The organism is Mesorhizobium sp. B2-1-3A (assembly GCF_006442655.1).
In the GTDB taxonomy this organism is placed as follows: domain Bacteria; phylum Pseudomonadota; class Alphaproteobacteria; order Rhizobiales; family Rhizobiaceae; genus Mesorhizobium.
In genome coordinates, this window is the sequence record NZ_VFWK01000010.1 from 1 (window position 1) to 23,829 (window position 23,829).

General features: G+C 63.5%; 28 protein-coding genes and 1 pseudogene. 11 read left to right on the plus strand and 18 right to left on the minus strand.

Annotated features, from left to right (window positions below; genetic code table 11):
• From FJ977_RS32610 to ybgC, 9 genes and pseudogenes are all read right to left on the minus strand, one after another.
• Positions 1 to 407: pseudogene (locus FJ977_RS32610) on the minus strand (tol-pal system protein YbgF); the annotation flags it as partial.
• Between the two features lie 224 nt (positions 408 to 631).
• Positions 632 to 1,138 (minus strand): peptidoglycan-associated lipoprotein Pal, encoded by a 507-nt coding sequence (gene pal / locus FJ977_RS32615; RefSeq protein WP_140776460.1) that lies wholly within the window; start codon positions 1,136 to 1,138, stop codon positions 632 to 634.
• 249 nt (positions 1,139 to 1,387) lie between these two features.
• A complete protein-coding gene (gene tolB / locus FJ977_RS32620; protein WP_140776462.1) occupies positions 1,388 to 2,698 on the minus strand; it encodes a Tol-Pal system beta propeller repeat protein TolB in 1,311 nt (436 codons plus the stop codon).
• A gap of 41 nt (positions 2,699 to 2,739) precedes the next feature.
• Positions 2,740 to 3,897, minus strand: coding sequence for an energy transducer TonB (locus FJ977_RS32625; protein WP_140776464.1), 1,158 nt, complete (start codon positions 3,895 to 3,897; stop codon positions 2,740 to 2,742).
• A 7-nt stretch (positions 3,898 to 3,904) separates the two neighbouring features.
• Positions 3,905 to 4,357, minus strand: a complete 453-nt coding sequence (tolR, locus tag FJ977_RS32630) for a protein TolR (protein WP_140776466.1) — start codon at positions 4,355 to 4,357, stop codon at positions 3,905 to 3,907.
• A 10-nt stretch (positions 4,358 to 4,367) separates the two neighbouring features.
• Positions 4,368 to 5,078 (minus strand): protein TolQ, encoded by a 711-nt coding sequence (gene tolQ / locus FJ977_RS32635; protein ID WP_010912029.1) that lies wholly within the window; start codon positions 5,076 to 5,078, stop codon positions 4,368 to 4,370.
• Positions 5,079 to 5,336: 258 nt separating this feature from the next.
• On the minus strand, positions 5,337 to 5,648 hold the full coding sequence (locus FJ977_RS32640; RefSeq protein ID WP_140776468.1) for a type II toxin-antitoxin system RelE/ParE family toxin: 312 nt from the start codon (positions 5,646 to 5,648) through the stop codon (positions 5,337 to 5,339).
• On the minus strand, positions 5,638 to 5,913 hold the full coding sequence (locus FJ977_RS32645; RefSeq protein ID WP_140776470.1) for a type II toxin-antitoxin system ParD family antitoxin: 276 nt from the start codon (positions 5,911 to 5,913) through the stop codon (positions 5,638 to 5,640). The genes FJ977_RS32640 and FJ977_RS32645 overlap by 11 nt, the downstream gene beginning before the upstream one ends.
• Positions 5,914 to 5,970: 57 nt before the next feature.
• Complete coding sequence (gene ybgC, locus FJ977_RS32650) at positions 5,971 to 6,453, minus strand: tol-pal system-associated acyl-CoA thioesterase (RefSeq protein WP_140776472.1); 483 nt, start codon at positions 6,451 to 6,453, stop codon at positions 5,971 to 5,973.
• Positions 6,454 to 6,597: 144 nt separating this feature from the next.
• On the opposite strand from ybgC, the gene FJ977_RS32655 reads away from it, so the two are divergent.
• On the plus strand, positions 6,598 to 7,848 hold the full coding sequence (locus tag FJ977_RS32655) for a cellulase family glycosylhydrolase (protein WP_140776474.1): 1,251 nt from the start codon (positions 6,598 to 6,600) through the stop codon (positions 7,846 to 7,848).
• A 55-nt stretch (positions 7,849 to 7,903) separates the two neighbouring features.
• Here FJ977_RS32655 and FJ977_RS32660 read toward each other — a convergent pair whose 3' ends face one another.
• From FJ977_RS32660 to FJ977_RS32685, 6 genes are all read right to left on the minus strand, one after another.
• Positions 7,904 to 8,800: a metallophosphoesterase gene (locus FJ977_RS32660; protein WP_140776476.1), complete on the minus strand. Its 897-nt coding sequence runs from the start codon at positions 8,798 to 8,800 to the stop codon at positions 7,904 to 7,906.
• Between the two features lie 156 nt (positions 8,801 to 8,956).
• Positions 8,957 to 9,994 carry a Holliday junction branch migration DNA helicase RuvB gene (gene ruvB / locus FJ977_RS32665; RefSeq protein ID WP_010912034.1) on the minus strand — a complete coding sequence of 346 codons (1,038 nt, stop codon included), beginning with the start codon at positions 9,992 to 9,994 and terminating at the stop codon, positions 8,957 to 8,959.
• Positions 9,995 to 10,037: 43 nt separating this feature from the next.
• Complete coding sequence (gene ruvA / locus FJ977_RS32670; RefSeq protein WP_140776711.1) at positions 10,038 to 10,658, minus strand: Holliday junction branch migration protein RuvA; 621 nt, start codon at positions 10,656 to 10,658, stop codon at positions 10,038 to 10,040.
• A gap of 13 nt (positions 10,659 to 10,671) precedes the next feature.
• Positions 10,672 to 11,181, minus strand: coding sequence for a crossover junction endodeoxyribonuclease RuvC (gene ruvC, locus FJ977_RS32675; RefSeq protein ID WP_056575418.1), 510 nt, complete (start codon positions 11,179 to 11,181; stop codon positions 10,672 to 10,674).
• Positions 11,182 to 11,275: 94 nt separating this feature from the next.
• Entirely contained in the window at positions 11,276 to 11,809 is a 534-nt protein-coding gene (locus FJ977_RS32680; protein ID WP_140776478.1) for a DUF1465 family protein, read from the minus strand.
• A gap of 382 nt (positions 11,810 to 12,191) precedes the next feature.
• A complete protein-coding gene (locus FJ977_RS32685) occupies positions 12,192 to 12,572 on the minus strand; it encodes a hypothetical protein (RefSeq protein WP_140776480.1) in 381 nt (126 codons plus the stop codon).
• 335 nt (positions 12,573 to 12,907) lie between these two features.
• Between FJ977_RS32685 and FJ977_RS32690 the strand changes: the two genes are divergently transcribed.
• Positions 12,908 to 13,459, plus strand: a complete 552-nt coding sequence (locus FJ977_RS32690; protein WP_140776482.1) for a DUF2269 family protein — start codon at positions 12,908 to 12,910, stop codon at positions 13,457 to 13,459.
• A gap of 39 nt (positions 13,460 to 13,498) precedes the next feature.
• On the opposite strand, the gene FJ977_RS32695 is transcribed toward FJ977_RS32690, so the two are convergent.
• The 3 genes from FJ977_RS32695 to FJ977_RS32705 form a co-directional block, all read right to left on the minus strand.
• Complete coding sequence (locus tag FJ977_RS32695; protein WP_140776484.1) at positions 13,499 to 14,269, minus strand: sulfite exporter TauE/SafE family protein; 771 nt, start codon at positions 14,267 to 14,269, stop codon at positions 13,499 to 13,501.
• A gap of 122 nt (positions 14,270 to 14,391) precedes the next feature.
• The gene (locus tag FJ977_RS32700) at positions 14,392 to 15,120 is read right to left on the minus strand and encodes a class I SAM-dependent methyltransferase (RefSeq protein WP_140776486.1); all 729 of its coding nucleotides are present in this window, start codon (positions 15,118 to 15,120) and stop codon (positions 14,392 to 14,394) included.
• A 98-nt stretch (positions 15,121 to 15,218) separates the two neighbouring features.
• Positions 15,219 to 15,665 carry an Lrp/AsnC family transcriptional regulator gene (locus tag FJ977_RS32705; protein WP_140776488.1) on the minus strand — a complete coding sequence of 149 codons (447 nt, stop codon included), beginning with the start codon at positions 15,663 to 15,665 and terminating at the stop codon, positions 15,219 to 15,221.
• Between the two features lie 131 nt (positions 15,666 to 15,796).
• Here FJ977_RS32705 and FJ977_RS32710 point away from each other — a divergent pair, with 131 nt between their 5' ends.
• The 9 genes from FJ977_RS32710 (at position 15,797) to FJ977_RS32750 (ending at position 23,828) form a co-directional block, all read left to right on the plus strand.
• The gene (locus FJ977_RS32710) at positions 15,797 to 16,702 is read left to right on the plus strand and encodes a DMT family transporter (RefSeq protein ID WP_140776489.1); all 906 of its coding nucleotides are present in this window, start codon (positions 15,797 to 15,799) and stop codon (positions 16,700 to 16,702) included.
• Positions 16,703 to 16,834: 132 nt separating this feature from the next.
• Positions 16,835 to 17,482 carry a thiamine phosphate synthase gene (locus tag FJ977_RS32715; protein ID WP_140776491.1) on the plus strand — a complete coding sequence of 216 codons (648 nt, stop codon included), beginning with the start codon at positions 16,835 to 16,837 and terminating at the stop codon, positions 17,480 to 17,482.
• A gap of 1 nt (position 17,483) precedes the next feature.
• Positions 17,484 to 18,524, plus strand: a complete 1,041-nt coding sequence (locus FJ977_RS32720) for a tetratricopeptide repeat protein (RefSeq protein ID WP_140776493.1) — start codon at positions 17,484 to 17,486, stop codon at positions 18,522 to 18,524.
• Positions 18,525 to 18,652: 128 nt separating this feature from the next.
• On the plus strand, positions 18,653 to 19,219 hold the full coding sequence (gene efp / locus FJ977_RS32725; protein ID WP_019861758.1) for an elongation factor P: 567 nt from the start codon (positions 18,653 to 18,655) through the stop codon (positions 19,217 to 19,219).
• Positions 19,220 to 19,341: 122 nt separating this feature from the next.
• The gene (locus tag FJ977_RS32730) at positions 19,342 to 20,142 is read left to right on the plus strand and encodes an inositol monophosphatase family protein (protein ID WP_140776495.1); all 801 of its coding nucleotides are present in this window, start codon (positions 19,342 to 19,344) and stop codon (positions 20,140 to 20,142) included.
• A 100-nt stretch (positions 20,143 to 20,242) separates the two neighbouring features.
• The gene (locus FJ977_RS32735) at positions 20,243 to 20,929 is read left to right on the plus strand and encodes a hemolysin III family protein (protein ID WP_140776497.1); all 687 of its coding nucleotides are present in this window, start codon (positions 20,243 to 20,245) and stop codon (positions 20,927 to 20,929) included.
• Positions 20,930 to 21,093: 164 nt separating this feature from the next.
• Positions 21,094 to 22,119 carry a MotA/TolQ/ExbB proton channel family protein gene (locus FJ977_RS32740; protein ID WP_140776499.1) on the plus strand — a complete coding sequence of 342 codons (1,026 nt, stop codon included), beginning with the start codon at positions 21,094 to 21,096 and terminating at the stop codon, positions 22,117 to 22,119.
• A 1-nt stretch (position 22,120) separates the two neighbouring features.
• A complete protein-coding gene (locus FJ977_RS32745) occupies positions 22,121 to 23,152 on the plus strand; it encodes a peptidoglycan -binding protein (RefSeq protein WP_140776501.1) in 1,032 nt (343 codons plus the stop codon).
• A gap of 247 nt (positions 23,153 to 23,399) precedes the next feature.
• Positions 23,400 to 23,828 (plus strand): hypothetical protein, encoded by a 429-nt coding sequence (locus FJ977_RS32750; protein WP_140776503.1) that lies wholly within the window; start codon positions 23,400 to 23,402, stop codon positions 23,826 to 23,828.
• The last annotated feature ends 1 nt before the right edge of the window (position 23,829 follow it).

Sequence of the window (23,829 nt, forward strand, 5' to 3'; positions counted from 1 at the left end):
GTGTCGGTGGTCGCGTCGGACTTCTTCTTCGGTGCCGCCGGTGTCTGCCCACCCTGCGAGCCGCCTTCCAGCTGCTGGAAGCGGAACTCGTTGTCCTCCTGCTGCTTTCGGATCTGCTCCTGCATCTGCAGGACCTGGAAATTGAGTTCCTCGATCTTGCCGTTCATCTGCCGCAGTTGGTCTTCCAGGCTGGTGACGGCGGTGCCATCGGACTGCGCCATCCGAACCTGATCCGGTTTCTTCTTTTCCCCGAAAAGCTTGGGCAATTCGATGCTGGGCAGATGGAAGGAAAAGCCGCTGTCGGTTGATTGCCCTGTGCTGCTCGCCCCCACGCCGCTCGCCAGAGCGGTGAAGCCTGATAGGAGCAGCGCCGCAAGCGTGCCGCTCAGAACCGATCTCAAATGCATGTGCCTCTCGCCGTGTGTCGTTAGTCTGTTCGCGCCTTCCAACCAGAGTGGGACCAGCCAAGCGCCCTCGGCTCATAGCAGGGCGCGAGACTTCGGCCAAATTTTGTTTCGGGCATCCGGATATGAAAAAGGCGGCCCGAAGGCCGCCTTTCGCAAAGCTGTGTTGTATTTTTGTCGCTCGACTGTGGCGCGTTCTTGCAACGCGCCGGTCGGCTGTATCCGACTTAGGAACCAGCGCCGCTGAGCGTGGTGACGGCGCGGCGGTTCTGCGACCAGCAGGAGATGTCGTCGCAGACCGCGACCGGACGTTCCTTGCCGTAGGAGATGGTCTTCAGGCGGCTGGAGGCGACGCCCTTGGAAACCAGGAAGTCGCGGGCGGCGGCGGCGCGGCGGGCACCAAGCGCCAGATTGTATTCGCGCGTGCCGCGTTCGTCGGCGTGACCTTCGACGACGATGGCATACTGCTTGTATTGGTTCAGCCACTGCGCCTGGCGGGCAAGCGTCTGCTGTGCGTCAGCCCGGATCGAGGTCGAGTCCGTATCGAAGAAGATGCGGTCACCGATGTTGACGGTAAAGTCCTGTGCCGAGCCAGGTGTTGCGGCACCCGCGCCGTTGAGGCCAAGGTCAGCAGCGTTGTTCGGGGTCTTCTTGGAGGCGCAACCGGTGATGGCGAGCATCGCCACCAGCGCGATCATGACCGGGTTTGTGGTAAGTGCTGCGATACGGCCCATGCCGCCTCTCCTTCGTATTGCGAGTGATCATATTCGAGTGATTTCGTTGATCACCCAGTAACCACGTTTGGGTTAACCGGCATTCAAGAAACACGGTTAAAAATTGGTTTAGCTGCCCGTCCGCAACCTGTTTGATCCGGGCCACAGTTGGCGCGGACCCTAGGCGGAAATGCGGCCAAAACGCGACCAATGCATGGAAAAGGGGCCGAAACGGCCCCTTTCCATCATGTGTGGCAATTCAGCCGACTCTTATTCCAGCAGCGGCGACCAGGCCGGGTCGGACGCGAAGTTCGCGGTCGGGATAGGCTGTTCGTTGCGGCCGGTAAGATCGACCGAAACCAGTTTCGGTCCGCCATTGGCGTCGCGGAAGAACATCAAGACGCGGCCATTCGGCGCCCAGGTCGGCCCTTCCTGCTGGAAGCCGGACGACAGGATGCGCTCGCCCGAACCATCGGTCTTCATGACACCGATCTGGAACTCGCCGCCGGTCTGCTTGGTGAAGGCGATGAGATCGCCGCGCGGCGACCACACCGGCGTCGAGTAGACGCCATCGCCGAAGGAGATGCGGGTCTGGCCCGAGCCATCGGCACCCATCACATAGATCTGCGCGCGACCGCCACGGTCGGAGGTGAACACCACCTTGCTGCCGTCGGGCGAATAGGAGGGTGAGGTGTCGATGGCGGTCGAGTTGGTCAGCCGCGTCGTCGAGCGGCTGCGCAGGTCCATGGCGAAGATGTTGGAATTGCCGTCGTCGCGCAGCAGGCTCATGATCACCTTCTGGCCGTCGGGCGAGAAGCGCGGCGCAAACGTCATGCCGGGGAAATTGCCGACCAGTTCGCGCTGCCCGGTCTCTATCTGCAGGAGATAGACGCGAGGCTGGCCGCTTTCGTAGGACATATAGGTGATTTCCTGCCGGTTCGGCGAGAAACGCGGCGTCAGCACGATCGACTTGCCATCCGAGAGATAGCGGACATTGGCGCCGTCCTGGTCCATGATGGCGAGGCGCTTCTTGCGCGCGTTCTTGGCGCCGGATTCGTCGATGAACACCACACGCGTGTCGAAATAGCCCTTCTCGCCGGTCAGCCGCTCGTAGATGGCGTCGGCGATGATGTGGGCGACGCGGCGCTGGTTGGCGTCATTGGCGAAGAACTGCTCGCCTGCCATCTGCTGGCCGGCGAAAGTGTCCCAAAGCCGGTACTGGGCGCGAATACGGCCGTCGGCTTCCTTGCTGACGCTGCCGGTGACCAGCGCCTGCGCGTTGATCACCTTCCAGTCATCGAAGCGGGGGGCGGCATCCGGGTTGGTGATCTTCTCGATGAAGGCGCTCTTGTCGATCGGCGCGAACAGGCCGGAACGCTTCAGGTCGGCGGTAACGATCTGGGAGATCTGGGCGCCAAGCGCATCGCCGCCCTGGAAATCGGTGATCGCGATCGGCAGCGGCTCGACATTGCCCTTGTTGACGTTGAGCTCGACGAGCGCCAGCGCCGGCAGCGTGCCGGCTGCCGTCATGCCGATGGCCATGGCTGCTATCATCAGGAGCGGCTTGAGGATTGATTTCATGTCTTCTCGCTTCTCATACTGATTTTTTCGGATGTCAGGGCCTAAAGGCCCAGCATCTCCCTTGGATCGAACGTGACGCGGATGTCGTTCCAGATGTCTTGCTTGCCGGCGGGAACCTGCAGGCCGGCCACGTCGCATTTCTGAACCGCGCGAACCGCGCTTTCATCGAACTGCCGGTTGCCGCTCGACTTCTCGACCGATGGGCGACCGTCAAGCTTGCCGGAGTTGTCCAGGGTGAAGCGCACGACGACGACGAAATTCTCCGAGCCTTCCAGCCCGACCGGCAATGTCCAGCAACCACCCAACTGGCTTTCCAGGGCGCCTTGCTCCGACTTCGACAGCTTCTGGCCCTGATCCTTGTCGCCGCCGAGCGAGGCCTGCTGCGTCGAGCGCTTGGCGCCGCCGCCGGATGGCTTCTGCTTGTCGAGCAGGGCGGAGATCTCGTTGGCATTGAACTGCTTGTCGTCGGATTTCGGTTTCGACGAGGCTTCCTTGACCGGCTTGTCGGCATTCTTGCGATCTGGCGCCTTGGCGCTTTCAGCCGGTGCCGGCTGCGGCTTCGGCCGCGCTTCCGGCGCCGGCGCCGAGCTCGGCAATTGCGTCTCTTCGGTGGGCGGATCCTTGGCTATGGCCTCGGCGACGGCATCCGGCTTGACCACGGGCGTCGGGTCGATGGCGGCGGTCTTGTCCTGCGGCGGCGGGGTCGGTGCCGGCTTGGCCGGCGTCGGCTTGGGCTCCGTCTGCTTGACCGGCTCGGGCTTCACCTCTTCCTTGGGCTGCGGCGCCGGCGCCACTTCCGTCGCCGGAGTGGGTTTGGGCTTTTCCTGCGGCTTCGGCACGTCCTCGGTCTTCGGGATTTCCTTCGGCGTCGGCGCGGGCGGCGGAGCCGAGGTCGTGTCGACGGGCTTCGGCTTGGCCTCCGGCGTTATCGGCTTGTCGGTGTCGACGCTGTTTTCGCCGACTTTCTGCGAAGCCGGCACGATGTCCGGACGCTGCGTCGGCAGCGGCGCCGGCTTTTCATGCATCACGGCCTTCTTGTCGCCCTGCAAGGTCTGCGCAATGGCTTCCATCGGCACGATGTCGACCGCGACCGACTCGACATCGGCGGACGGCAGCGCGGCCGGCGCCGACAGGGTGAACAGGCCGAAGGCCAGCACCGCCGTATGCAAGATCACCGATGTGGTGAGGCCGGTCTTCATCTTGCGTCTATTGATCCTGTTCCTGCAGCGAAACCAGGCCGATATTCTTGTAGCCGGCAGCCGAAATACGGGCCATCACCTTCATCGCCGTGCCATAGTCGGTGGCCTTGTCGCCACGGATGAAGATGCGTTCCTCGTAGCCGGTCTTGGAGATCGCCTGCAGCTTGGCCACCAGTTCCTCGATCGGGATCTCGGTTTCCTGGAGATAGATCTGGCCGGCGGCATTGATCGAGACGGTGATCGGCTGCGTGTCGGCATTCATGGCCTTGGCCTGGGTGTCGGGCAGGTCGATCGGCACGCCGACCGTCAGCATCGGCGCCGCGACCATGAAGATGATCAGAAGCACCAGCATGACGTCCACCATCGGCGTGACGTTGATCTCCGACATCAGCCCATGGTGACGGCCGCGCCGCCTGTGGCCGCGCCCGCCGCGTCCCGACATGCCTACGGACATACCCATCAGTTACTCCTCAGGCCTTCGGCGCGACTTTTTCATCGATTTGGCGCGAGAGTATGGCGGAGAACTCATCGGAGAACCCTTCCATGCGCACCGCGAGCTTGCTCGCGTCGGATGACAGCTTGTTGTAGGCGATGACCGCCGGGATGGCGGCGAGCAGGCCGATCGCCGTCGCCAGCAGCGCCTCGGCGATGCCGGGCGCAACCACCGCAAGGCTGGTGTTCTTGGAGCCGGCAATGGCCTGGAACGAGGTCATGATGCCGATGACGGTACCGAACAGGCCGATGAAGGGGGCGGCCGAACCGGTGGTGGCGAGGAAGCCGAGGCGGCCCTCCAGCTTCTCCATCTCGCGGGTCAGTGCCAGGTCCATCGCCTTGTCGATGCGGGTCTGCAGGCCGAGCGGCGTCTTGGCGCCCTTCTCGAAGCTCTTCTTCCACTCGCGCATGGCGGCGACGAAAATGGCGCCCATGCCTGACGTCTTGCGGTCGGCGAGCGTGCGGTAGAGTTCCTCCAGCGACTGCCCGGACCAGAAGACCTGCTCGAAGCGGTTCAGCGCCAGCCGCATGCGGCCATAGGCAACCAGCTTGTCGATGATGATCGCCCAGGTCCAGACCGAGGCGCAAAGCAGGCCGATCATGACCAGCTTGACCACCCAGCTGGCCTGCATGAACAGCGCCCAAATCGACAATTGCGCGCCCGGATCGGCGAGTGCGATATTTTCCATCGTTACGTCCTTAAGATTTTCCGGGCGAAGCTGGCGGCTGGCCCATGGCATCCCTTGTGGTCGGTTCGCACGCAGCTACCGGACACCCCAAACCGTGCCGTTGTCGGCCTTTTCAGGGCAAATATTGGTGAAAGGAAGGCGCCGGATTGCGCCAATCTTCACCAATCTCTTCATGAACCGTTATGGTTAAGGATGGGTTAGTGAATAAGGCGCGGCGCATTGCCGCGCCCAGCGGCGCAGCCGACGCACTTCCACAGGCTAGGAGTCCGTTTCGTCCACGTGGGTGGGATAATCCTGCCCGCCATAGAGGACACGCAGGATGAGAACCTGCTCTTCGTGAACCCGGAACAGGATCGACGCGCGCCTTTCAAAGCCGACGACGCGGATTCCGGGTCCGATGGCGTCGCGAACGATGCCACGTTCCGGGAACGTGGACAGCGCCATGCACGCCGCCTCGATGCGGTCGATATAGCCACCGGCACGCGCGGCACCGCTTTCCTTTTCGATGTAGTTGTAAATGGCAAAGAGGTCGGAGCGCGCCGAGGGTCTGAAAACGACCCTATGCGTCACGCTTGGCAACCTTCATGCGGTCTGCATGGTGCTCGCGCAATGCCTTGAACACATCCTCGGCGGGGATATCCGGGCGCGGATCGTCGAGAGCTTCCTGCACCTTGGCTCGCATGATGGCGGTGATGACCTGCTCCTCGCGGTCAAGGGCGCGAAGCGCGGCACGCATGACTTCGCTCGCAGAATCGTACGCTCCCGACGCCAGGCGGGCGTCGAGGCTGCTCTGCTGGCGTCCGAGCGTCACGCTTATGGGTTTGCTGGTTCTCATGGCGAATGTCTTCCTTGTGTTACCCTTGTAGCACAATGTGTGACACTGTCATACTATTCAATCAGCCGAAGCAGGGGACCTGGGCATGAAGGCCGCTACCCATTCCTTGGGAAAGCGCCGCGGCCGGCCATTCTCGCCGATGATCGCTGCCTCGACCTTGGCTTCGACCAGCACCTCGTCGCCGCGCTTGAGCTGCTGCGCCATGAAGATGCGCGCGCCGGAAATGGTGTCGGTGCGAGTGTCGACGGTCAGGATGTCGTCGATGCGGGCGGGGATGCGGAAGTCGATCTCCATGCGACGCACCACCCAGACGATCTTCTCGCCATGCTTGCCGTCGGCGAGTTCCGTGTGATGCACGCCGGTGAGCCTGAGATAGTCGGAGCGGCCGCGCTCGAGGAATTCGAGATAGCGCGCGTGATAGACGACGCCCGAGAAATCGGTGTCGGCATAATAGACCCGCGCCATCAGCCGGTGGCCAAACGCCGTCAGCGCGCCGGAAAGGCCGGCCAGCAGCGTCGCCGATTCACCATGATCGCCCATTGCGCTTCCTTTTTCAGTCGCGGCGAGGCACCAGTTTCGCGCGTGACCTCGGACAAACGGTTTCCGTTTGTCCAGAGACCATGCTCCAGAAAGAAATGGAACAGGAAGACGGTTCAACCAAACGTCATCCTGATCTGACATCGGATGGCACTGTTGACGGCGATGATCAAGAGTTTGATGGCGGCGCTGCTGGTGCTGGCGGCCTTGGCGGTGCCCGGCCAGGCCGCGACCTTCTCGATGAAGCGCGGCATTAATCTCGACCAGTGGGTCGCCTGGCCGGGCGAGGACCAGTGGAGCGAGGCCAAGGCCATACTGCCCTATCCGGAATGGCGCAAATTCCTTCAGGAGGACGATCTCAAGGCGCTCAAGGAGGCGGGCTTCGATTTCCTGCGCATGCCGGTCGACCCGTCGCCTTTCCTGTCCGACCAGACAACGGCGCTGCGCGACGACCTCTATGCCAGCGTGCTGGACTCGGTGCGCATGATCAATCGAGCCGGCCTCAAGGTGATCGTCGACATGCACCTGATCCCGGCCGGCGGCAGCCGCAAGATAGGCATGGCCGAGGTGATGGACGATCCGCGGACCTTCGACCGCTACGTCGATATGATACGCAAGATGGGCCGCACCTTGGCCGGGGAGGATCCTGAAAAGGTTGCCTTCGAGCTGATGAACGAACCGATCGTCGATTGCGACAGCGACGGCACCAGCCTGTGGCCGGACCGCCAACAGAAACTGTTCGCCGCGGCGCGATCGTCGGCGACGAAGCTGACCCTGGTGCTGACCGGCTCTTGCTATTCCGCCGCCTCGTCCCTGGAGAAGATCGATCCGAAGGCGATTCCCGACGACAACGTCATCTGGACCTTCCATTCCTATGATCCATTCCTGCTCACCCACCAGGGCGCGACCTGGGCCGGCGACTTCATCCCCTATGTGACCGGCCTGCCCTATCCGCTGACGTCAGTGCCCAAGGCGCAGCTCGACGTTACGCTGGACACGATCCGCGCCCGGATCAAGGCCGAGGCGCCGTGGACACGGCAAAGCGGCCTGCTTGCCTATCTCGACGAGCAGGTCGCCAGCATGGACAGTCCCGCTAAGCTGCTTGGCCTGATGGACGCGCCCTTCAACAAGGTCGAGGCGTGGGCCAAGGCCAACGGCATCAAGCCGGAAAACATCACGATGGGCGAGTTCGGCATGATCCGCCAGGAATACGGCAATGCCTATGTGATGCCGGCCGAATACCGCGCCGCCTATGTCAAGGACATGATCGCGCGCGCCGAGGCGCATGGCTTCTCATGGTCGGTGTGGAGTTATGGCGGCGCCTTCGGCATCGTCGACGCCTTCAACGGCGACAAGGCCGAGCCGGACGTGATGGATGTGATCCGGTCGCTTCACTAAAGGTGTGAAACGGTTTCCCTTGGGAATTGCGTCAAAACAAAGAGCTGTATTCAAATCAACCGAGGTCGATCTGCAGGATTTCCGGCCTCATGCCGAAACGCACCGGCAGGATGCTGAAGCCGAGCCCGCCCGAGACGATCAGATTGCGGTCGTTCTCGACGACGTGGCCATAGGCATAGCGATTGCCGAAGCGCGAGGGCACGACGGGTGAATAGCCGAACAGCCGCACCTGCCCGCCATGGGTATGGCCCGAAAGGGTCAGCGAAACGCGCCATGGCACGGTCGGAAAAATATCAGGCTCATGGGCGAGCAGGATGATCGGCGCGCTGTCACCGACCTTGGCCAGCGTGCCGTCGAGATCGTCGAGCCCCTTGCACGGGTCACCCCTCCTGGCCGGCAACAGCGCCAGCTGGTCGGCCAGGCCGGCGATCCAGACGCCATGGCCATCCTTCTCCAGGCGCACGGCATCATTCTCCAGCACCGGGATGCCGACCTTCTCCAGGGCCTTGCGTGCTATGATCGGCCCGGCTCCGGCGCGCTGTGCGAAGCCATCGCTCCACCAATCGTGATTGCCAAGGATCGACAGCACCCCGAGCGGCGCCTTGAGGCCCGACAGCGCGGATGCCCATTGCGACGGCGTAACCGGCCCCGTCACCAGCGGCATGCCCGCAATATAGTCGCCAAGCAGCACGATCAGGTCGGGCTGCAAAGCGTTCGCATCGTCGACGAGCGAGGCAATTCGTTCCTGCGTCATCCATGGCCGGCAGGCATGGATGTCTGCAAATGCCACGACCCGCAGCTTCAGGCCATCAGGCCAGTGCGGCGGCGTCAGCGCGTAGCGCTTCACATGCGCCAGCAGCATCGGCTCGATGCCGACCGCATAGGCACCAAGCGCGACAGCCGTCAGGAAAGACCCGCCGATGAAGCGCAGGAACCCGCGTCTGCTTATCATTCCGTGGCTCCGGCACATGGATCGCGGCGGCATGCCGCGAGACAGTGCCGATAAAATCCACGATTGCGCCGGCAAATCGGCAAAGGCGAGCAGATTTTGCGCATTCACGCATGCTTGATCACTGGTCCGGTAACCAGCGCCCGATCACCTGCGTCCCTATTCTTCCTGGAACAGGTTGATCTGCTGCTGCGCCAGGTCCTTCGGCGCGTCGAGGCCGAGATGGCGCCAGGCATTGGCCGTCAGCATGCGGCCGCGCGGCGTGCGCTGGATGAAGCCCTGCTGGATCAGATAGGGCTCGATGATGTCCTCGATGGCGTCGCGCGGCTCCGACAGGCCGGCCGCGATCGTCTCGATGCCGACCGGCCCGCCGCCGAAATTGCGTGCGATCATGGAGAGGTAGCGGCGGTCGAGCGCGTCGAGGCCGAGCGCGTCGACTTCCAGCCGTGTCAGCGCCTCGTCGGCGATCAGGCGATCGACGTGACCATCACCGGCGACCGAGGCGAAATCGCGCACGCGGCGCAACAGCCGGCCGGCGATGCGGGGCGTGCCGCGCGCACGCCGCGCGATCTCAAGCGCGCCATCGTCGCCGAGCGGCATCTGCAGGATGCGGGCGCCGCGCCGCACGATCTGCTCCAGCTCTTCGACCGTGTAGAAGTTGAGCCGCACCGGAATGCCGAACCGGTCGCGCAGCGGATTGGTGAGCAGGCCAAGCCGGGTGGTGGCGGCGACCAGGGTGAAACGGGCAAGGTCGATCTTGACCGAACGCGCCGCCGGGCCCTCGCCGATGATCAGGTCGAGCTGGAAATCCTCCATCGCCGGATAGAGGATTTCCTCCACCGCCGGGTTCAGCCGGTGGATCTCGTCGATGAACAGCACGTCGCCTTCCTCGAGATTGGTAAGCAGCGCGGCAAGATCGCCGGCCTTGGCGATGACCGGACCGGAGGTCGAGCGGAAATTGACGCCGAGTTCGCGCGCCATGATCTGTGCCAGCGTCGTCTTGCCCAGCCCCGGCGGCCCGACGAACAACACATGGTCAAGCGCCTCGTTGCGGCCCTTGGCGGCCTCGATGAAGACCTTGAGATTGGCCCGCACCGCCGCCTGGCCGACAAAGTCGGCAAGCGTTTGCGGCCGCAAGGTCTGGTCGGCATCCTCGCCGCGTTTTTCCGGAGCAATGAGACGAGGCGACAGGCTCATGCTGCCTTCCTCGCATAAGGCAGAGGACCGGACAAGCGAGCCCTCACCGCGCCAGTTCCTTCAGCCCAAAGCGGATCAGCTTCGAGGCGTCTGCGTCCTCGCCCGCCGTCTTCAGCGCCGCGGCAACCGCATTGGCAGCGGTGTCGCGCGAGTAGCCGAGATTGACCAGTGCCGAAACCGCGTCGGTGATCGGCGCGGCTGCCACACCTTCGCCGAGCTCCTGCTTCAGGCCGATCGTCCCGGAAGCCGAACCCGCATAGGCCGGCGCCTTGTTCTTCAATTCGGTGACGATGCGCTCGGCCACCTTCTTGCCGACGCCTGGGGCGCGGGAAACCATGGCGATGTCGCGCAGCGCGATCGCATTGGCGAGGTCGGCCGGCGCCAATGTCGACAGGATGGCCAGCGCCACCTTGGCTCCTACGCCCTGCACATTGCTCATCAAAAGCCGGAACCATTCGCGCTCCAGCGCCGACTGGAAGCCGTAAAGCCGGATCATGTCCTCGCGCACATAGGTCTCGATGAACAGCACCACCGCCTCGCCGGGCGAAGGCAGCGCGGCCAGCGTGCGCGCCGAGCAATAGGCGACGTAGCCGACGCCATGCACATCGACGATGCAATGATCCTCATCGATCTCGTCCAGCGTGCCCTTGAGCTTGCCGATCATTTCCAACAGCCTCTCATGACGCAAGCGCCATCCGATAGGCGGCGCTCTGCCGGTGATGTGCGTGGCAAATCGCGATGGCCAGCGCGTCGGCGGCATGTTCGGTATCGAAGGTCGCCTTCGGCAGCAGCACCTTCACCATCATGTGGATCTGCTTCTTGTCGCCATGGCCGACACCGATCACCGCCTTCTTGACAGCATTGGGCGCGTATTCGGCGACGACGAGGCCGGCCCGTGCCGGCACCAGCATGGCGATGCCGCGCGCCTGGCCGAGCTTCAGCGTCGCCACGGCATCCTTGTTGACGAAGGTCTGTTCGACGGCCGCCTCATGCGGCATTGCCGCATGCAGGACTTCGGCGAGCCCGTCATGCAATTGGCAGAGCCGCGTCGCCAGCGCCGCCTTGTCCTCGGAGCGCACGGTGCCCGAGGCGACGAAGCGCAACGAATTGCCGAGGCTCTCGACGATGCCCCAGCCGGTGCGCCTGAGCCCCGGATCGATGCCAATGATGCGAATCGCGTCCCCCATACGGTAACTTTACCCCCTGGGCGGACAGCGATGCCAGCGAAATGTGAACAAACCGGAAACAGTGACCTGTCGAGCCGGAAATTTCCGAAGTCGCCTAGTTGCGGGCGAACGCCGTATTGAGCAGGCTGATCTGATCCGAAACCGGATTGGGTCGGCGGCTCAACGGCTGCATGTCGACCACGGCGCCGTCGCCGTAGATTTCGTCATCCATGCGGCGCACCAGTGCCTGCAGGCGAAGCGAGCGGTTGACGAGGTCGAGGAAATCCTCGGGCAGTTCGGCCCAGCCGGCGGCTTCGTCATGCGCGGAAGCGGTATCGAGGCGCACCTTGGACTTTTCCGACGCGACCTGGTCGCGGGTCATTTCGCCGGAATTGGCCGCGCGCTGCAAAAGCAGCCAGGACGCAACCTGCATCAGCCTGGTGGTCAGCCGCATCGATTCGGCCGCGTAGAGCGTGGCCGCCAGCCGAGACAGTTTCTTGGCCTCGGCGCGGCCCTTGCCATCGAGATATTCCGCCGCCTGTTCGACCAGCCCCATGCCTTCCTGGTAAAGCGGTTTGAAGGAGTGCGAAAAAACCCGGCGTTCCGCCAGCTTCACGGTTTTCGCACTGCCCTTCGAAGGCTCGTTCATTGATACGCCCCTGCACTTGCGACCGGCCGATTCGGTTCACTGCCGATACACCCGGCACCCTATATAACTGAAGCTTGAAAATGCGCTTCGGCGGGAGTGAAGGCAAGCACATGTTTAACAGAAGGTTAACAGCCATCCGCCGCGCGGGGTGCCGCCGGAATGCGGACAAAAAAAGAGCCGCGGATAAGGCGGCTCTCAGGAGTTTAACAGGGAGGCGTCAAACAAAGTGGCTCCAACCACTCGGTAAGAATCCAGATCACTGGATGCACATAGTAAACGCCTGTAAAGCTTAATGAACCTTTAATGGCACCGAAGTTTTTTGATCGAACACCCCATTCCTGTGCCGTAACAGCACAGGCCGGAAGTCAGTTTCCCGCTCTGCTCAGGCCTTCTTCCAGACCACCGGCAAGGAGATGAAGGCAAACAGAAGCATGCCTGCATAGAAGCCGATCGAAGCGATCCCCAGCAGCGGTTCGATTGCCGGATTGCCGGCAAGCAGGATGTAGAGGCCGATCATGAGCCCGATCCCGCTGATTGCCGTCAGCCAGAAGTGAACGACGGCGATCATCTTTTGCCCGACAGCCGGAAACAGATGATAGAAGAAGGCAAAGACCGCCGACATCAGCCAGCCGGCCACCATCGTATGGGCATGGGTCGGCATCTGGCCGTGGTCTTCGCTGATGGCCATGTGAATGCCGAGCGCCATGCCGAACAGCGAATAGATGACGGCCAGCGTAAAGAAATTCCGTGCTACCCCTTGCATGCTTGTCCCCTCGAATTGCCTTTTCCCGTTTTCGGGAATGGGTTGATCGTCAGGCGATTTCTGTCGCCACCGGGCTTCCGGCTCGGCGCACTAGCATCGGCAAATGTTTCTGGACGATGTCGCGCCGCCCCCTTCCCGCACTTCTCACGATAGCAGAAAATGCAGCCGCGCATCGGTAGATGTTGAGAACCGGCGCAAGCCGAAAACCGCCGAAACAAAGGCTGTTTTTTCGCGACATCGTTCCGAAACAGGCGCCACGCTAAACGCCCGCTCCTCTGACGGCTGGCGCATCTCCGCTCCGCCGCAAAACCACCAGAAATACCCAGGAGCTACCGATGGATTGGTATTCGATCGTCAAATTTCTCCACATCGTCTCGGCCATTTTGTGGGTCGGAGGCGGCTTCGTGCTGTTCCTGCTCGGCGTGCTTGCCGAGCGCGCCGGCAACATCGCGGACAAGCTTCAGGCGATGCGCGCCAGCGGGCAGTTGGGCGGGTGTTTCTTCGCGCCGATGTCGATGCTCACCCTGATCTTCGGCCTCATCATGTGCGGCTTCTGGGTCGGCTTCTCCGACCTGTGGATCGTCATCGGCCTGGTCGGCTACGCCACGACCTTCTCGATCGGCATGTTCATCTTCAAGCCAACCGGCGAGCGCATGGGCGCGATGATCGCCAAGGAGGGCGTCACGCCGGCTGTGCTTGCCATTGGTCAGCGCATGATGAGCGCGGCGCGCTTCGACTATGCGGTGATGCTGGTGATCGTGGCCGACATGGTGCTCAAGCCGACCACGCATGACATCGGCATCCTCGCCGGCATGGCGCTGGTCATCGCGGTGGGCGCCACGCTGGCCCTTGGCGGCAACCGTCGCCTCGTGCCCAGCGCCGCCTGATCCCTCTGACGGTGAGCGGCTGGGCAGCCGCCTCGCCCGCTACATCAGGCCGGCAAGGCCGTCCCACAGCAGCTTGACCGCCACGACGGCCACGGTCGCGTAGGTGAAGGGATAAAAGACCTCCGGCCGCATGCGCCGCACCAGCCAGGCGCCGGCGATGGTCGACAGTGGCGCGAGCGGCATCAGCACGGCGGATGCCGTCAGATTGGCGGTGTCGAACTGGCCGAGCGCGAAATAGGGGATGAGCTTCAACGCATTGGTCGCGGCAAAGAAGATCGCGGCCGTGCCCGACAGCACCTTGGGGTCGAGGCGGATCGGCAGCGCATAAACCTGGAAAGGCGGGCCACCGACATGGGCGACGAAGCTGGTGAAACCGGCGACCGTGCCCCAGATGGCGGCGGCCACGCGGTTGGGTTCGGCGGCGTGGTCGGAGCCGTGGCGGAACTGCAGGTAAAGCCAGCGCAGCACGAAGATGATGGCGACGGCGCCGACGATGAGCCGCACCGCCTCCTCGGTGACAAGTGCCGCCGTCAGCCAGCCGAGGCCGATGCCGATGACGGCGCCCGGCATCATGTCGACCAGCATCTTGCGGTCGTAAACGCCCCACCATGTCCACACCGAGACGATGTCCATCAGGCACAGGATCGGCAGCAGGATGGCGGCCGCCTGCACAGGCGGTATGGTCAGCGCCATCAGCGGCACGCCGACGAAACCGACAGCGCCGCCGAAACCGCCCTTGGACAGGCCGACCAGAATGACCGCCGGAACGGCGGCCGCGTAGAACCACGGATCGAGAAGCAGGCCTGACATGGGAGGGACTGGTCTGGAGGGAAAGTGCGTCACCGCCTGAATAGCCCAGAATTCTGAGCGGAGCGACAGCAAATCCAGGCAGGGCGCGTCTGGCCAATGACGCCCTTGTCGTCTCGACTATCCTATCGACGCGCCGAGACCAGCAGGAACATCGGCCGCTCGAGTTCTTCAGCCAGTTCGGGCTTGGCCGCGACCTGCGCATCCGTGGGACGGAATTCCTCGACATGCCCGATCGTGAAGCCGGACTTGATCAGCGCGTTGAGCGTCGTGCCGATGGTGCGGTGGTGTTTCACCACGCCCTTGGCCAGCCAGTCTGTTTTGCGCGGACCTTCCACCAGATAGCGATCGACAGGCCATGTCCGGCGGCCTTCGGCATCGACCACCCAGCCCGGCCTGGTCGGGGACATGTAGATCGGATGTTCGGTGGAGAAGACGAAATGCCCGCCGGGCGACAGGGCCTGATGCACCGTCCTGAACAGGCGCGCGACATCCTCGACATAGTGCAGGGCAAGCGAGCTGTAGGCGAGATCGAATCCGCCCGCCGGCAGGCTGAGATGGTCGAGGTCGGCCCGCCCATAGGTGATGCCGGTGTCCGGGCCGGCGGCTCTTGCCCGGGCCAGCATCTTCTCCGACAGGTCCAGCCCAAGGACGTGGCTCGCTCCATTGTCATGCGCCCAGCGGCAGAACCAGCCGAAACCGCAGCCGAGGTCGACGATCCGCAGGCCGCCGACATCGGGCAGCATCGCGCGCAGCGCCGGCCATTCGGCGGCACCGTCCAGGCCTTCGATCGACCGGCCAAGCTGGCTGTAGCCCGCGAAGAACTCCGGCTGGTCGTAGATATTTTGCGCCATGTTTTCTTCCTCGTCTCTCAGCCAATCCTCTGGCGGGAGACCGACATTCGGTGGACAGGCCGCGCATTTCCACCCCAGCCCTTGCGGAGTCAAGACGATCAGGCCGGCGCCCCGAGCGGTGGCGGCCGCCGCCGGATCGGCTGCGCCTTGATGATGGCGGTGCTGGTCTCGGCCTTGTCGGCAATGCGGTCGAGAATGCCGTCGAGGTCGCCGATCGAGCGCACGAACAGACGGGCGACGAAACAGTCGTCGCCCGTCACCTTGTCGCATTCCGCGAACTCGGCAATCTCTTCGATCAGCTTCTGGACGATGTGCAGCTTGCCCGGCAACGGCTTGATGCGCACGATCGCCTGCAGCGTATAGCCGAGCGCCAGGGGATCGATCTCGACGGTGAACGCCCGGATGACACCGCGCTCCTCGAGCCGCCGTAGCCGCTCCGAAACGCTCGGCGACGACAGCCCGACCTGGGCGGCCAGCTCCTTCAGCGAGGTCCGTGCATCCCTCACCAGGATTTCGAGGAGATTTCGGTCGAGATCATCAAGCATTTCAGATTTCTCACAGATTCGCAGCAGTAGCCTAATATAATTAGGCTATCCTTGAATATGACCTTTTCCGCAAGATGGAAAGCCGACACCTCGCATGAGAATATGACGCCTCAACGGGTTAGAGGCTCATCATGAACGATACGGTACGCGGCACGGTCGAGATGTCGGCCGCAATGGCGATCCTGGGCACGATCGGATGGTTCGTCATCATGTCCGGCCAGCCGATCATGGATGTCGTATTCTGGCGCTGCGCGTTCGGCGCGGCGACACTGCTTGTCATCTGCACATCGCTCGGCTTGCTGCGCGACAAGCTGCCCCTGCGCGTCATCGGCCTGGCCGCGCTTGGCGGCGCGGCCATCGTCATCAACTGGCTGCTTCTGTTCAGCGCCTTCTCGCGCGCGTCGATCTCGATCGCCACCGCCGTCTACAACACCCAGCCCTTCATGCTGGTCGGGTTCGGCGCGCTCTTCTTCGCCGAACGGCTGACACTGACCAAGCTGACCTGGCTGGCAATAGCCTTCGCCGGCATGGTGCTGATCGTCGAGGCCGCCCCAGACGCCGGCGATGTCGGCACCAACTATTTTGCCGGCATCCTGATGGCGCTGGCCGCGGCCTTCTTCTGGGCCGTCGCGGCCATCGTCACCAAGAAGCTCAAGGGCACGCCGCCGCATCTGATCGCGCTGATCCAGGTCTGCGTCGGCGTCGTCATGCTGGCCCCCTTCGCTGATCTTTCGCATCTTCCCGCCGACCCGTGGAGCTGGGCCATGCTGGCGACGCTCGGCATCGTCCACACCGGCCTGATGTACATCCTGATGTATGGTGCCATCCAGAAGCTGCCGACGCATCTGCAGGGATCGCTGTCCTTCATCTATCCGGTCGTCGCCATCCTGGTCGATGTCGTGGCCTTCGGCCACCGGCTGCATCTGAGCCAGGTCGTCGGCGCCGCCGCCATCCTGATCGCCGCGGCCGGCATGAATCTCGGCTGGTCCTTGTGGAAGCCGAAACCGTCCGTCACGAGCCCCCAGCCGATCGAGTAGGATCCGCCCGCCGGCAGCCCGCCGGCAAAAATCGCCATCCCGGCTGCCCGCCTGTTCAAAGCGGGCAGTTTGCTCTATGCCGCAATCCAACCATCTTCGCCCGGCATAGGCGAAACCCGGGATCGAAGAACCATGAACGACGCCACACCCCCAAATCGTTGCCGCATCGTGTTGATCGCGCCGCCCGGCGTGCCGGCCGCCCGCATCGCCAACGCATTCGACGGCGGCGACGTCGCCTCGCTGATCCTGCCCGAGAACGGCATGGACGAGGCCTCCTTCCAGGCTTTTGCCGAACAGATCGTGCCGACGGCCCAGGCCGCGGGCGTGGCCGTGATCATCGCCGGCGACACCCGCATCGCGGGCCGTGTCCAGGCCGACGGCATCCATGTCGAGGCGTCCAAGGCCGAACTCGCCGAAACGATCGAACATTTCCAGGCGAAGATGATGGTCGGCGCCGGGGGCGCCAAGAAGCGGGACGACGCACTCGAACTCGGTGAGGTCAGGCCGGACTACATCTTCTTCGGCCGCTTCGGCTACGACAACAAGCCGGAGCCGCATCCGCGCAATCTGTCACTGGGCGAGTGGTGGGCGCAAATGATCCAGATCCCCTGCATCGTCATGGCCGGATCCGATCTGGCTTCCGTCGTGGAAGTGGCCGCCACCGGTGCCGAGTTCGTCGCGCTGTCGAGCGCGGTGTTCGCCGATGGCGTCGATCCGCAAGCGGCAATAGGCCGGGCCAATGCGCTGCTCGACGAAACCGCGCCGCGCTTCGAGGACTGATGTGGCTCCGGTGAGGCTTCCCCTTCAGGCCTTGCTTGCAGCGGTCATGATCCAGGCCGCCGCCGCCGAAACGATTCCCTTGCCGCAGCCCAAGCCCGAAGTCGGCGTGCACACCGACAAGCCGATCGAAAAGCAGCTGCCGCAACCCGCCACCACGGCGGAGCCGGCGCCACTGCCCTCGGCCGACAGCATCAATCCCGACCGCTTCGGGGCCAAGCCGGCGGACGCGGCCTACGGCGCCTTCCAGCGCGGGCTCTACAAGACGGCCTACAACCTTGCGCTGGTCCGCGCGAAAAATGGCGACCCGGCGGCGCAGACATTGGTGGCCGAGATCCTGTCGCGCGGGCTGGGCGTACCCCTCAATACAGCCGAGGCCGCCAAATGGTACGCCGCCGCCGCCGAACAGGGCGTGCCGGAATCACAGTTCCAGTACGCGCTGATGCTACTTGACGGCCGCTACGTCAAGAAGGACACGAAAGAGGCCTATGCCTTGATGCAGGCCGCGGCTGAAGCCGGCAACCAGCTGGCGCAGTTCAATTTCGCGCAGATGCTGGTCCAGCAGGATCCCGGTGACGCCGGCCTGGCCAAAGCGGTCTCCTATTATGAGCGCGCCGCCGCGACCGGCCTCCCCGACGCGCAGTACGCCATGTCCCAGATCTATGCCAATGGCGTCGGCGGCAAGCCGCGCGACGATGCGCAGGCAAGGCGCTTCCTGGCGCAGGCCGCACGGCAGAACTATGACACCGCGCAGATCGATCTCGCCGCCTGGATGATCGAGGGGCGCGGCGGCGCCCGTGACCTGAAATCGGCTTTCGGCTGGACGAAGCAGGCCGCCGAGGGCGGCAATGTCGCCGCCCAGAACCGCTTGGCGAAACTCTATATGCAAGGCATCGGCACCGACCCGGACCTCGTGCTCGCCGGCGCCTGGTACATCGTCGCCCGCCGCGCCGGTCTCATCGACCCCGACATGGACGACTTCCTGCAAGGGCTGAGCGACGACCAGACCAAGCAGGCCCTGCAGAAGGCAAACCGCCTGCCGTGATGGCGCTCGTGCAATCGCCCGGCGCCGGCCCATTGCTGATCGCTCCCTTGCCTCTCCGGACGATTTGTGGTCTTGGGAGCCCCTAAATCGCTTGTCCCGGCGAAAATCTCATTCCGGATCCCATCATCATGGCCAAGATCAATGGCAACGAAATCCGTCCCGGCTACGTCATCGAGCACGATGGCGGCCTGTGGGTGGCGGTCAGGACCAACACCGTCAAGCCCGGCAAAGGCGGCGCCTACAACCAGGTCGAACTGAAGAACCTGATCAACGGCACAAAGCTCAACGAGCGCTTCCGCTCGGCCGAGACGGTCGAACAGATCCGCCTCGACCTGAAGGATTTTTCCTTCCTCTATGAGCAGGACGACGCGCTGGTGTTCATGGACACCCAGAGCTACGAACAGCTCGAACTGAACAAGGATTTCGTCGGCGACCGCGCCGCGTTCCTGCAGGACGGCATGATGGTGACGGTCCAGCTCTATGAGGAGAGGCCGATCGGCATCTCGCTACCCGACTATGTGACCTTGACCATCACCGAGGCCGATCCGGTGGTGAAGGGCCAGACGGCGGCATCCTCGTACAAGCCGGCGGTGCTGGAGAACGGCATTCGCGTGCTGGTGCCGCCCTTCATCGGCGCCGGCGAACGCATCATCGTCGACACCAACGAAATCACGTACGTGCGCCGCGCCGACTAGAGCATGATCCCGAAAAGTTGCAAACTTTTCGGACAAGATCATGCGTGCAAAGACAAGCAGATGAAGCGGGGTCGCGATCCAATTTGAGTTGATCCGCCCCAGGCTTTTGGAGTTTCAACGATATGGCACGCTCAGCCCTTCTCAACGTCATGGTCCAGGCCGCAATGAAGGCCGGCCGCTCGCTGTCGCGCGACTTCGGCGAAGTCCAGAACCTGCAGGTCTCGATGAAGGGTCCGGGCGACTATGTCAGCCAGGCCGACCGCAAGGCCGAGGACATCGTCTTCGCCGAATTGTCGAAGGCGCGCCCGGGCTACGGCTTCCTGATGGAAGAGCGCGGCGCGGTCGCCGGCGACGACAGCCAGCACCGCTGGATCATCGATCCGCTCGACGGCACCACCAATTTCCTGCACGGCATTCCGCTTTTCGCCGTCTCGATCGCGCTGGAGCGTCAGGGCCAGATCGTTGCCGGCGTGATCTACAATCCGGCCATGGACGAGCTCTATACGACCGAGCGCGGCGGTGGCGCCTTCCTGAACGACCGCCGCCTGCGCGTCGCCGGCCGCACCAAGCTCGTCGACGCCGTCATCGGTTGCGGCGTACCGCATCTGGGGCGCGGCCAGCACGGTAATTTCCTGATCGAGTTGCGCCATGTCATGGCCGAGGTTTCCGGCATCAGGCGCCTTGGCTCGGCCTCGCTCGACCTTGCCTATGTCGCCGCCGGCCGCATGGACGGTTTCTGGGAAATCGGCCTGTCGGCCTGGGACATCGCCGCCGGCCTGCTGCTGATCCGCGAAGCCGGCGGTTTCGTCTCGGACATGGATGGCGGGCAGGACATGCTGGACAACGGCTCCGTCGTCGCCGGCAACGAGGTCATCCAGCGCGCGCTGCTGAAGACGGTGAAGAAGCCCCTCGCACCCCGGTAAGGCCTTCCGCCGCGCTGAACGGCCGCAGTCGCAAAACCGCCATCTAAGCTTGAAATACTGTCCGGCGGTTGCCCAGATATGGGGTGACGCAGGACGATCGATGGCAGACACACCGCCGCAACTCGAAATCCCCTTTGTCGGGCGCTGGCACTACTCCCGCGCGGAGATGATCGCCGACGGCATTGTCCATGCTGTCGGCATCGTGCTGGCGATCGCGGCCGGTTCGGCGCTGCTGGCGCTGGCGGCGTTTCGGGTCGGACCCGGCGAGTACGTTGCCGCCGCCTTCTATGTCGTTTCGCTGCTCACCGTGCTCTCGGTCTCGCTGGCCTACAATTTGTGGCCGGTATCGTCACCGGCCAAATGGGTTTTGCGACGCTTCGATCACGCCGCGATCTATCTTCTCATCGCCGCCACCTACACGCCTTTTCTGGCCCAGCTCGACGGCTCACCGCTGGCCCACTGGATGATCGCGCTGGTCTGGATCGCGGCGGCGACAGGCATCGCCATCAAGGTCTTCTTTCCCGGCCGTTTCGACCGGCTGGCGATCGTCTTCTATCTCGCCATCGGCTGGAGCGGCATTATCCTGGTCAAGCCGCTCGTCGCGACACTGCCGACGACCTCGATCGTGCTCATCGTCGCCGGTGGCGTCGTCTATTCCTGCGGCGTCATCTTCTTCGCCTGGAAGGGGCTGCGTTTCCACAACGCGCTGTGGCACGGCTTCGTGGTCACTGGAGCGGGCCTGCATCTGGCGGCCATGGTCGACTGCCTGGTGATTAACCGCTTCTGATCCCCTCGCGGCAATATTGCCAAGCGCCATTCAATTTGGTCACAATTCCGTTTAGAGTCGCCAACTACGTGATCGGCGGCGCTGGACCAATTCCAGGGAAAGTGTGAGCGGTTTCCCGTTCGGAATTGCGTAAAGGCAAATAGAGCATCGGAAACGGGGCACGGATGGCTTTTCTCAGATCCTTCGGCATGGGCAGGCGCTCCGACGTACTGATCTACGATCCGCATAAACTGTCGAGTCCGCAGGTGTTCCTGCTGACCATGGTCATCTTCCTGGCCATCGTCGCCTTCATTGCCGCCATCCTGACCCGCCAGATCTCGACGGCTTTCGTCACCAATCCCGGCCTCAACGGCCTGATCATCGGCGTGCTGGTGGTCGGCATCCTGCTCGCCTTCGCCCAGGTCGGAAGGCTGTTTCGCGAGGTGCGCTGGGTCAACTCCTTCCGCGCCGGCTCGGAAACCATCGAACCGGTGCTGCTGGCGCCGATGAAAGCCATGATCGGCCGTTCCTCGACCATGGCCTTCTCGACCTCTTCGATGCGCACAATGCTGGATTCCATCGCCACGCGCCTCGACGAAAGCCGCGACACCTCGCGCTACCTGGTCGGCCTTCTGGTGTTCCTCGGCCTGCTCGGCACCTTCTGGGGCTTGTTGAACACGATCGGCTCGATCCGCGAGACCATCGAATCGCTCGACCCCGGCACGGGTGATGCCGCCGCGGTGCTCGATTCCCTGAAGCAGGGCCTGTCGGCACCGCTGGCCGGCATGGGCACGGCCTTCTCATCCTCGCTGTTCGGCCTGTCCGGCTCGCTGGTGCTTGGCTTCCTCGATTTGCAGGCGGGCCGCGCCCAGACGCGCTTCTACACCGAGCTTGAAAACTGGCTGTCCTCGGTCACTGATCTCTCTTCCGACATCGTCGTCTCCGATCCGGCCAAGTCCGAACCGTCGGACGAAATCCGACTGTTGTCGGAGCGGCTGCGCAGCATGCAGGAGAATGGCGGCGGCTCCAATCCTCGTGTCGCCACCGCCATGGCCAATCTCGCCGACGGCATTTCCGGCCTGGTCAAGAACATGCGCTCCGAGCAGCAGATCATGCGCGACTGGGTCGAGGCCCAGTCCGATGAACAGAAGGCGATGCGCAACACGCTGGAAAAGATCGCCGACGCCCTGAAGAAGCCCGGGGTGCACTGACATGGCGCTTGCCAGGGGCCGGCGTACCGATCGCCGCATCGACTACTGGCCGGGCTTTGTCGACGCTTTGTCGACGCTGCTGCTCGCCATCATGTTCCTGCTCACCGTTTTCGTGTTGGCGCAGTTCCTGCTCGGCCGTGAAATCTCCGGCAAGGACACGGTGCTCAATCGCCTCAACTCGCAGATCAACGAACTGACCCAGCTTCTGGCCCTGGAGCGCTCGACGGCGCAGGACAAGGAGGATTCGCTCGCCAACCTGCAGGCGTCGCTGTCGGCGGCGGAGGCGGAAAAGAGCCGGCTCGAACAATTGCTGGCGCAAGGAGCCGGCGCCGGCGACGCGGCCAACCAGCGTGCCGCGGAACTGGGCGGCGAACTCGACAGCCAGCGCCAGATCAGCCAGCAGGCACTGAGCCAGGTCGAGATCCTCAACCAGCAGATCGCCGCACTTCGCAAGCAGATCGGAGCACTCGAGGACGCGCTCAACGTTTCGGAGGCCCGCGACCGCGATTCCAACACCAAGATCGCCGATCTCGGCCGCCGCCTCAACGTCGCCCTGGCGCAGCGCGTGCAGGAATTGAACCGCTACCGCTCCGACTTCTTCGGACGTCTGCGCGAGATCCTCGCCGACCGCGAGAACATCCGCATTGTCGGCGACCGTTTTGTCTTCCAGTCGGAAGTGCTGTTCCCGACCGGCTCCGAGGTCATCAACGATGCCGGCAAGGTCGAGATGAAGAAGCTCGCCGACGCCATCATCGAGTTGCAGAAGGAGATTCCGCCGGAGATCAACTGGGTGCTGCGTGTCGATGGCCACACCGACAACAAGCCGCTCTCCGGCACCGGCCGCTACCGCGACAATTGGGAGCTGTCGACGGCGCGTTCGACTTCGGTGGTCAAGTTCCTGATCGAGAACGGCGTGCCGGCCAACCGGCTGGTCGCCGCCGGCTTTGGCGAGTTCCAGCCGCTGGACCCCGCCGATACCGACGAGGCGCGCAACAAGAACCGCCGCATTGAACTGAAGCTCACCGAACGTTGAACCATCATCACGCGATGTCACGCGAATTTGTTCGACGGCTCAACTCTAGGGCGCAGACGGGTGCCGGCAAGGCCTGAAAAGATTATCTTTTTTTAATTACACTTCCCGCCGGAGCGCTCCTAGCCTGCCGCCCAGGGCCGAGAACCGCCGGCGATGCCTCCCATCGCGACGCGACGGAACCCGACGGCCCGCGGCTGGAAGGTAGACGAAAGAACCGCTGCCTTCCTCTTCTGGAGGAGACGCGACGATGCGCTCTTTTAACCCCACGCTCAGAACTGCAGCATTGACCGCATTCTTTATCGCCATTCCGCTCGCCGGCGCCTATGCCGCGGGCCATCACAAGGGTGCTCTCGACGCGACCGCCCCGACCGACTTGACGGGTCCGCGTGTCGAAGCCCTCATTGAGCAGGCTCAAGGCGTCCGCCAGGGCATCATCGACGCCAGGCAAGCCAACAACATCACCCCGGCCGTGGCGGAACACCTGGAAATGCGCACCAACCAGATCAGCCAGGCCGCCGAGAAGATAGCCGCATCGGATCATGGCAGGATACCGGCCGCGCAGTATCGTGATCTGCTGCATCATCTCGACAATGTCGACCAGCGGCTGAGGGTCGACACCGGCAGCGGCTTCCTGATGGGCGATGGTTCCGACGGCGGAAACTATCCGAACGGCTGAG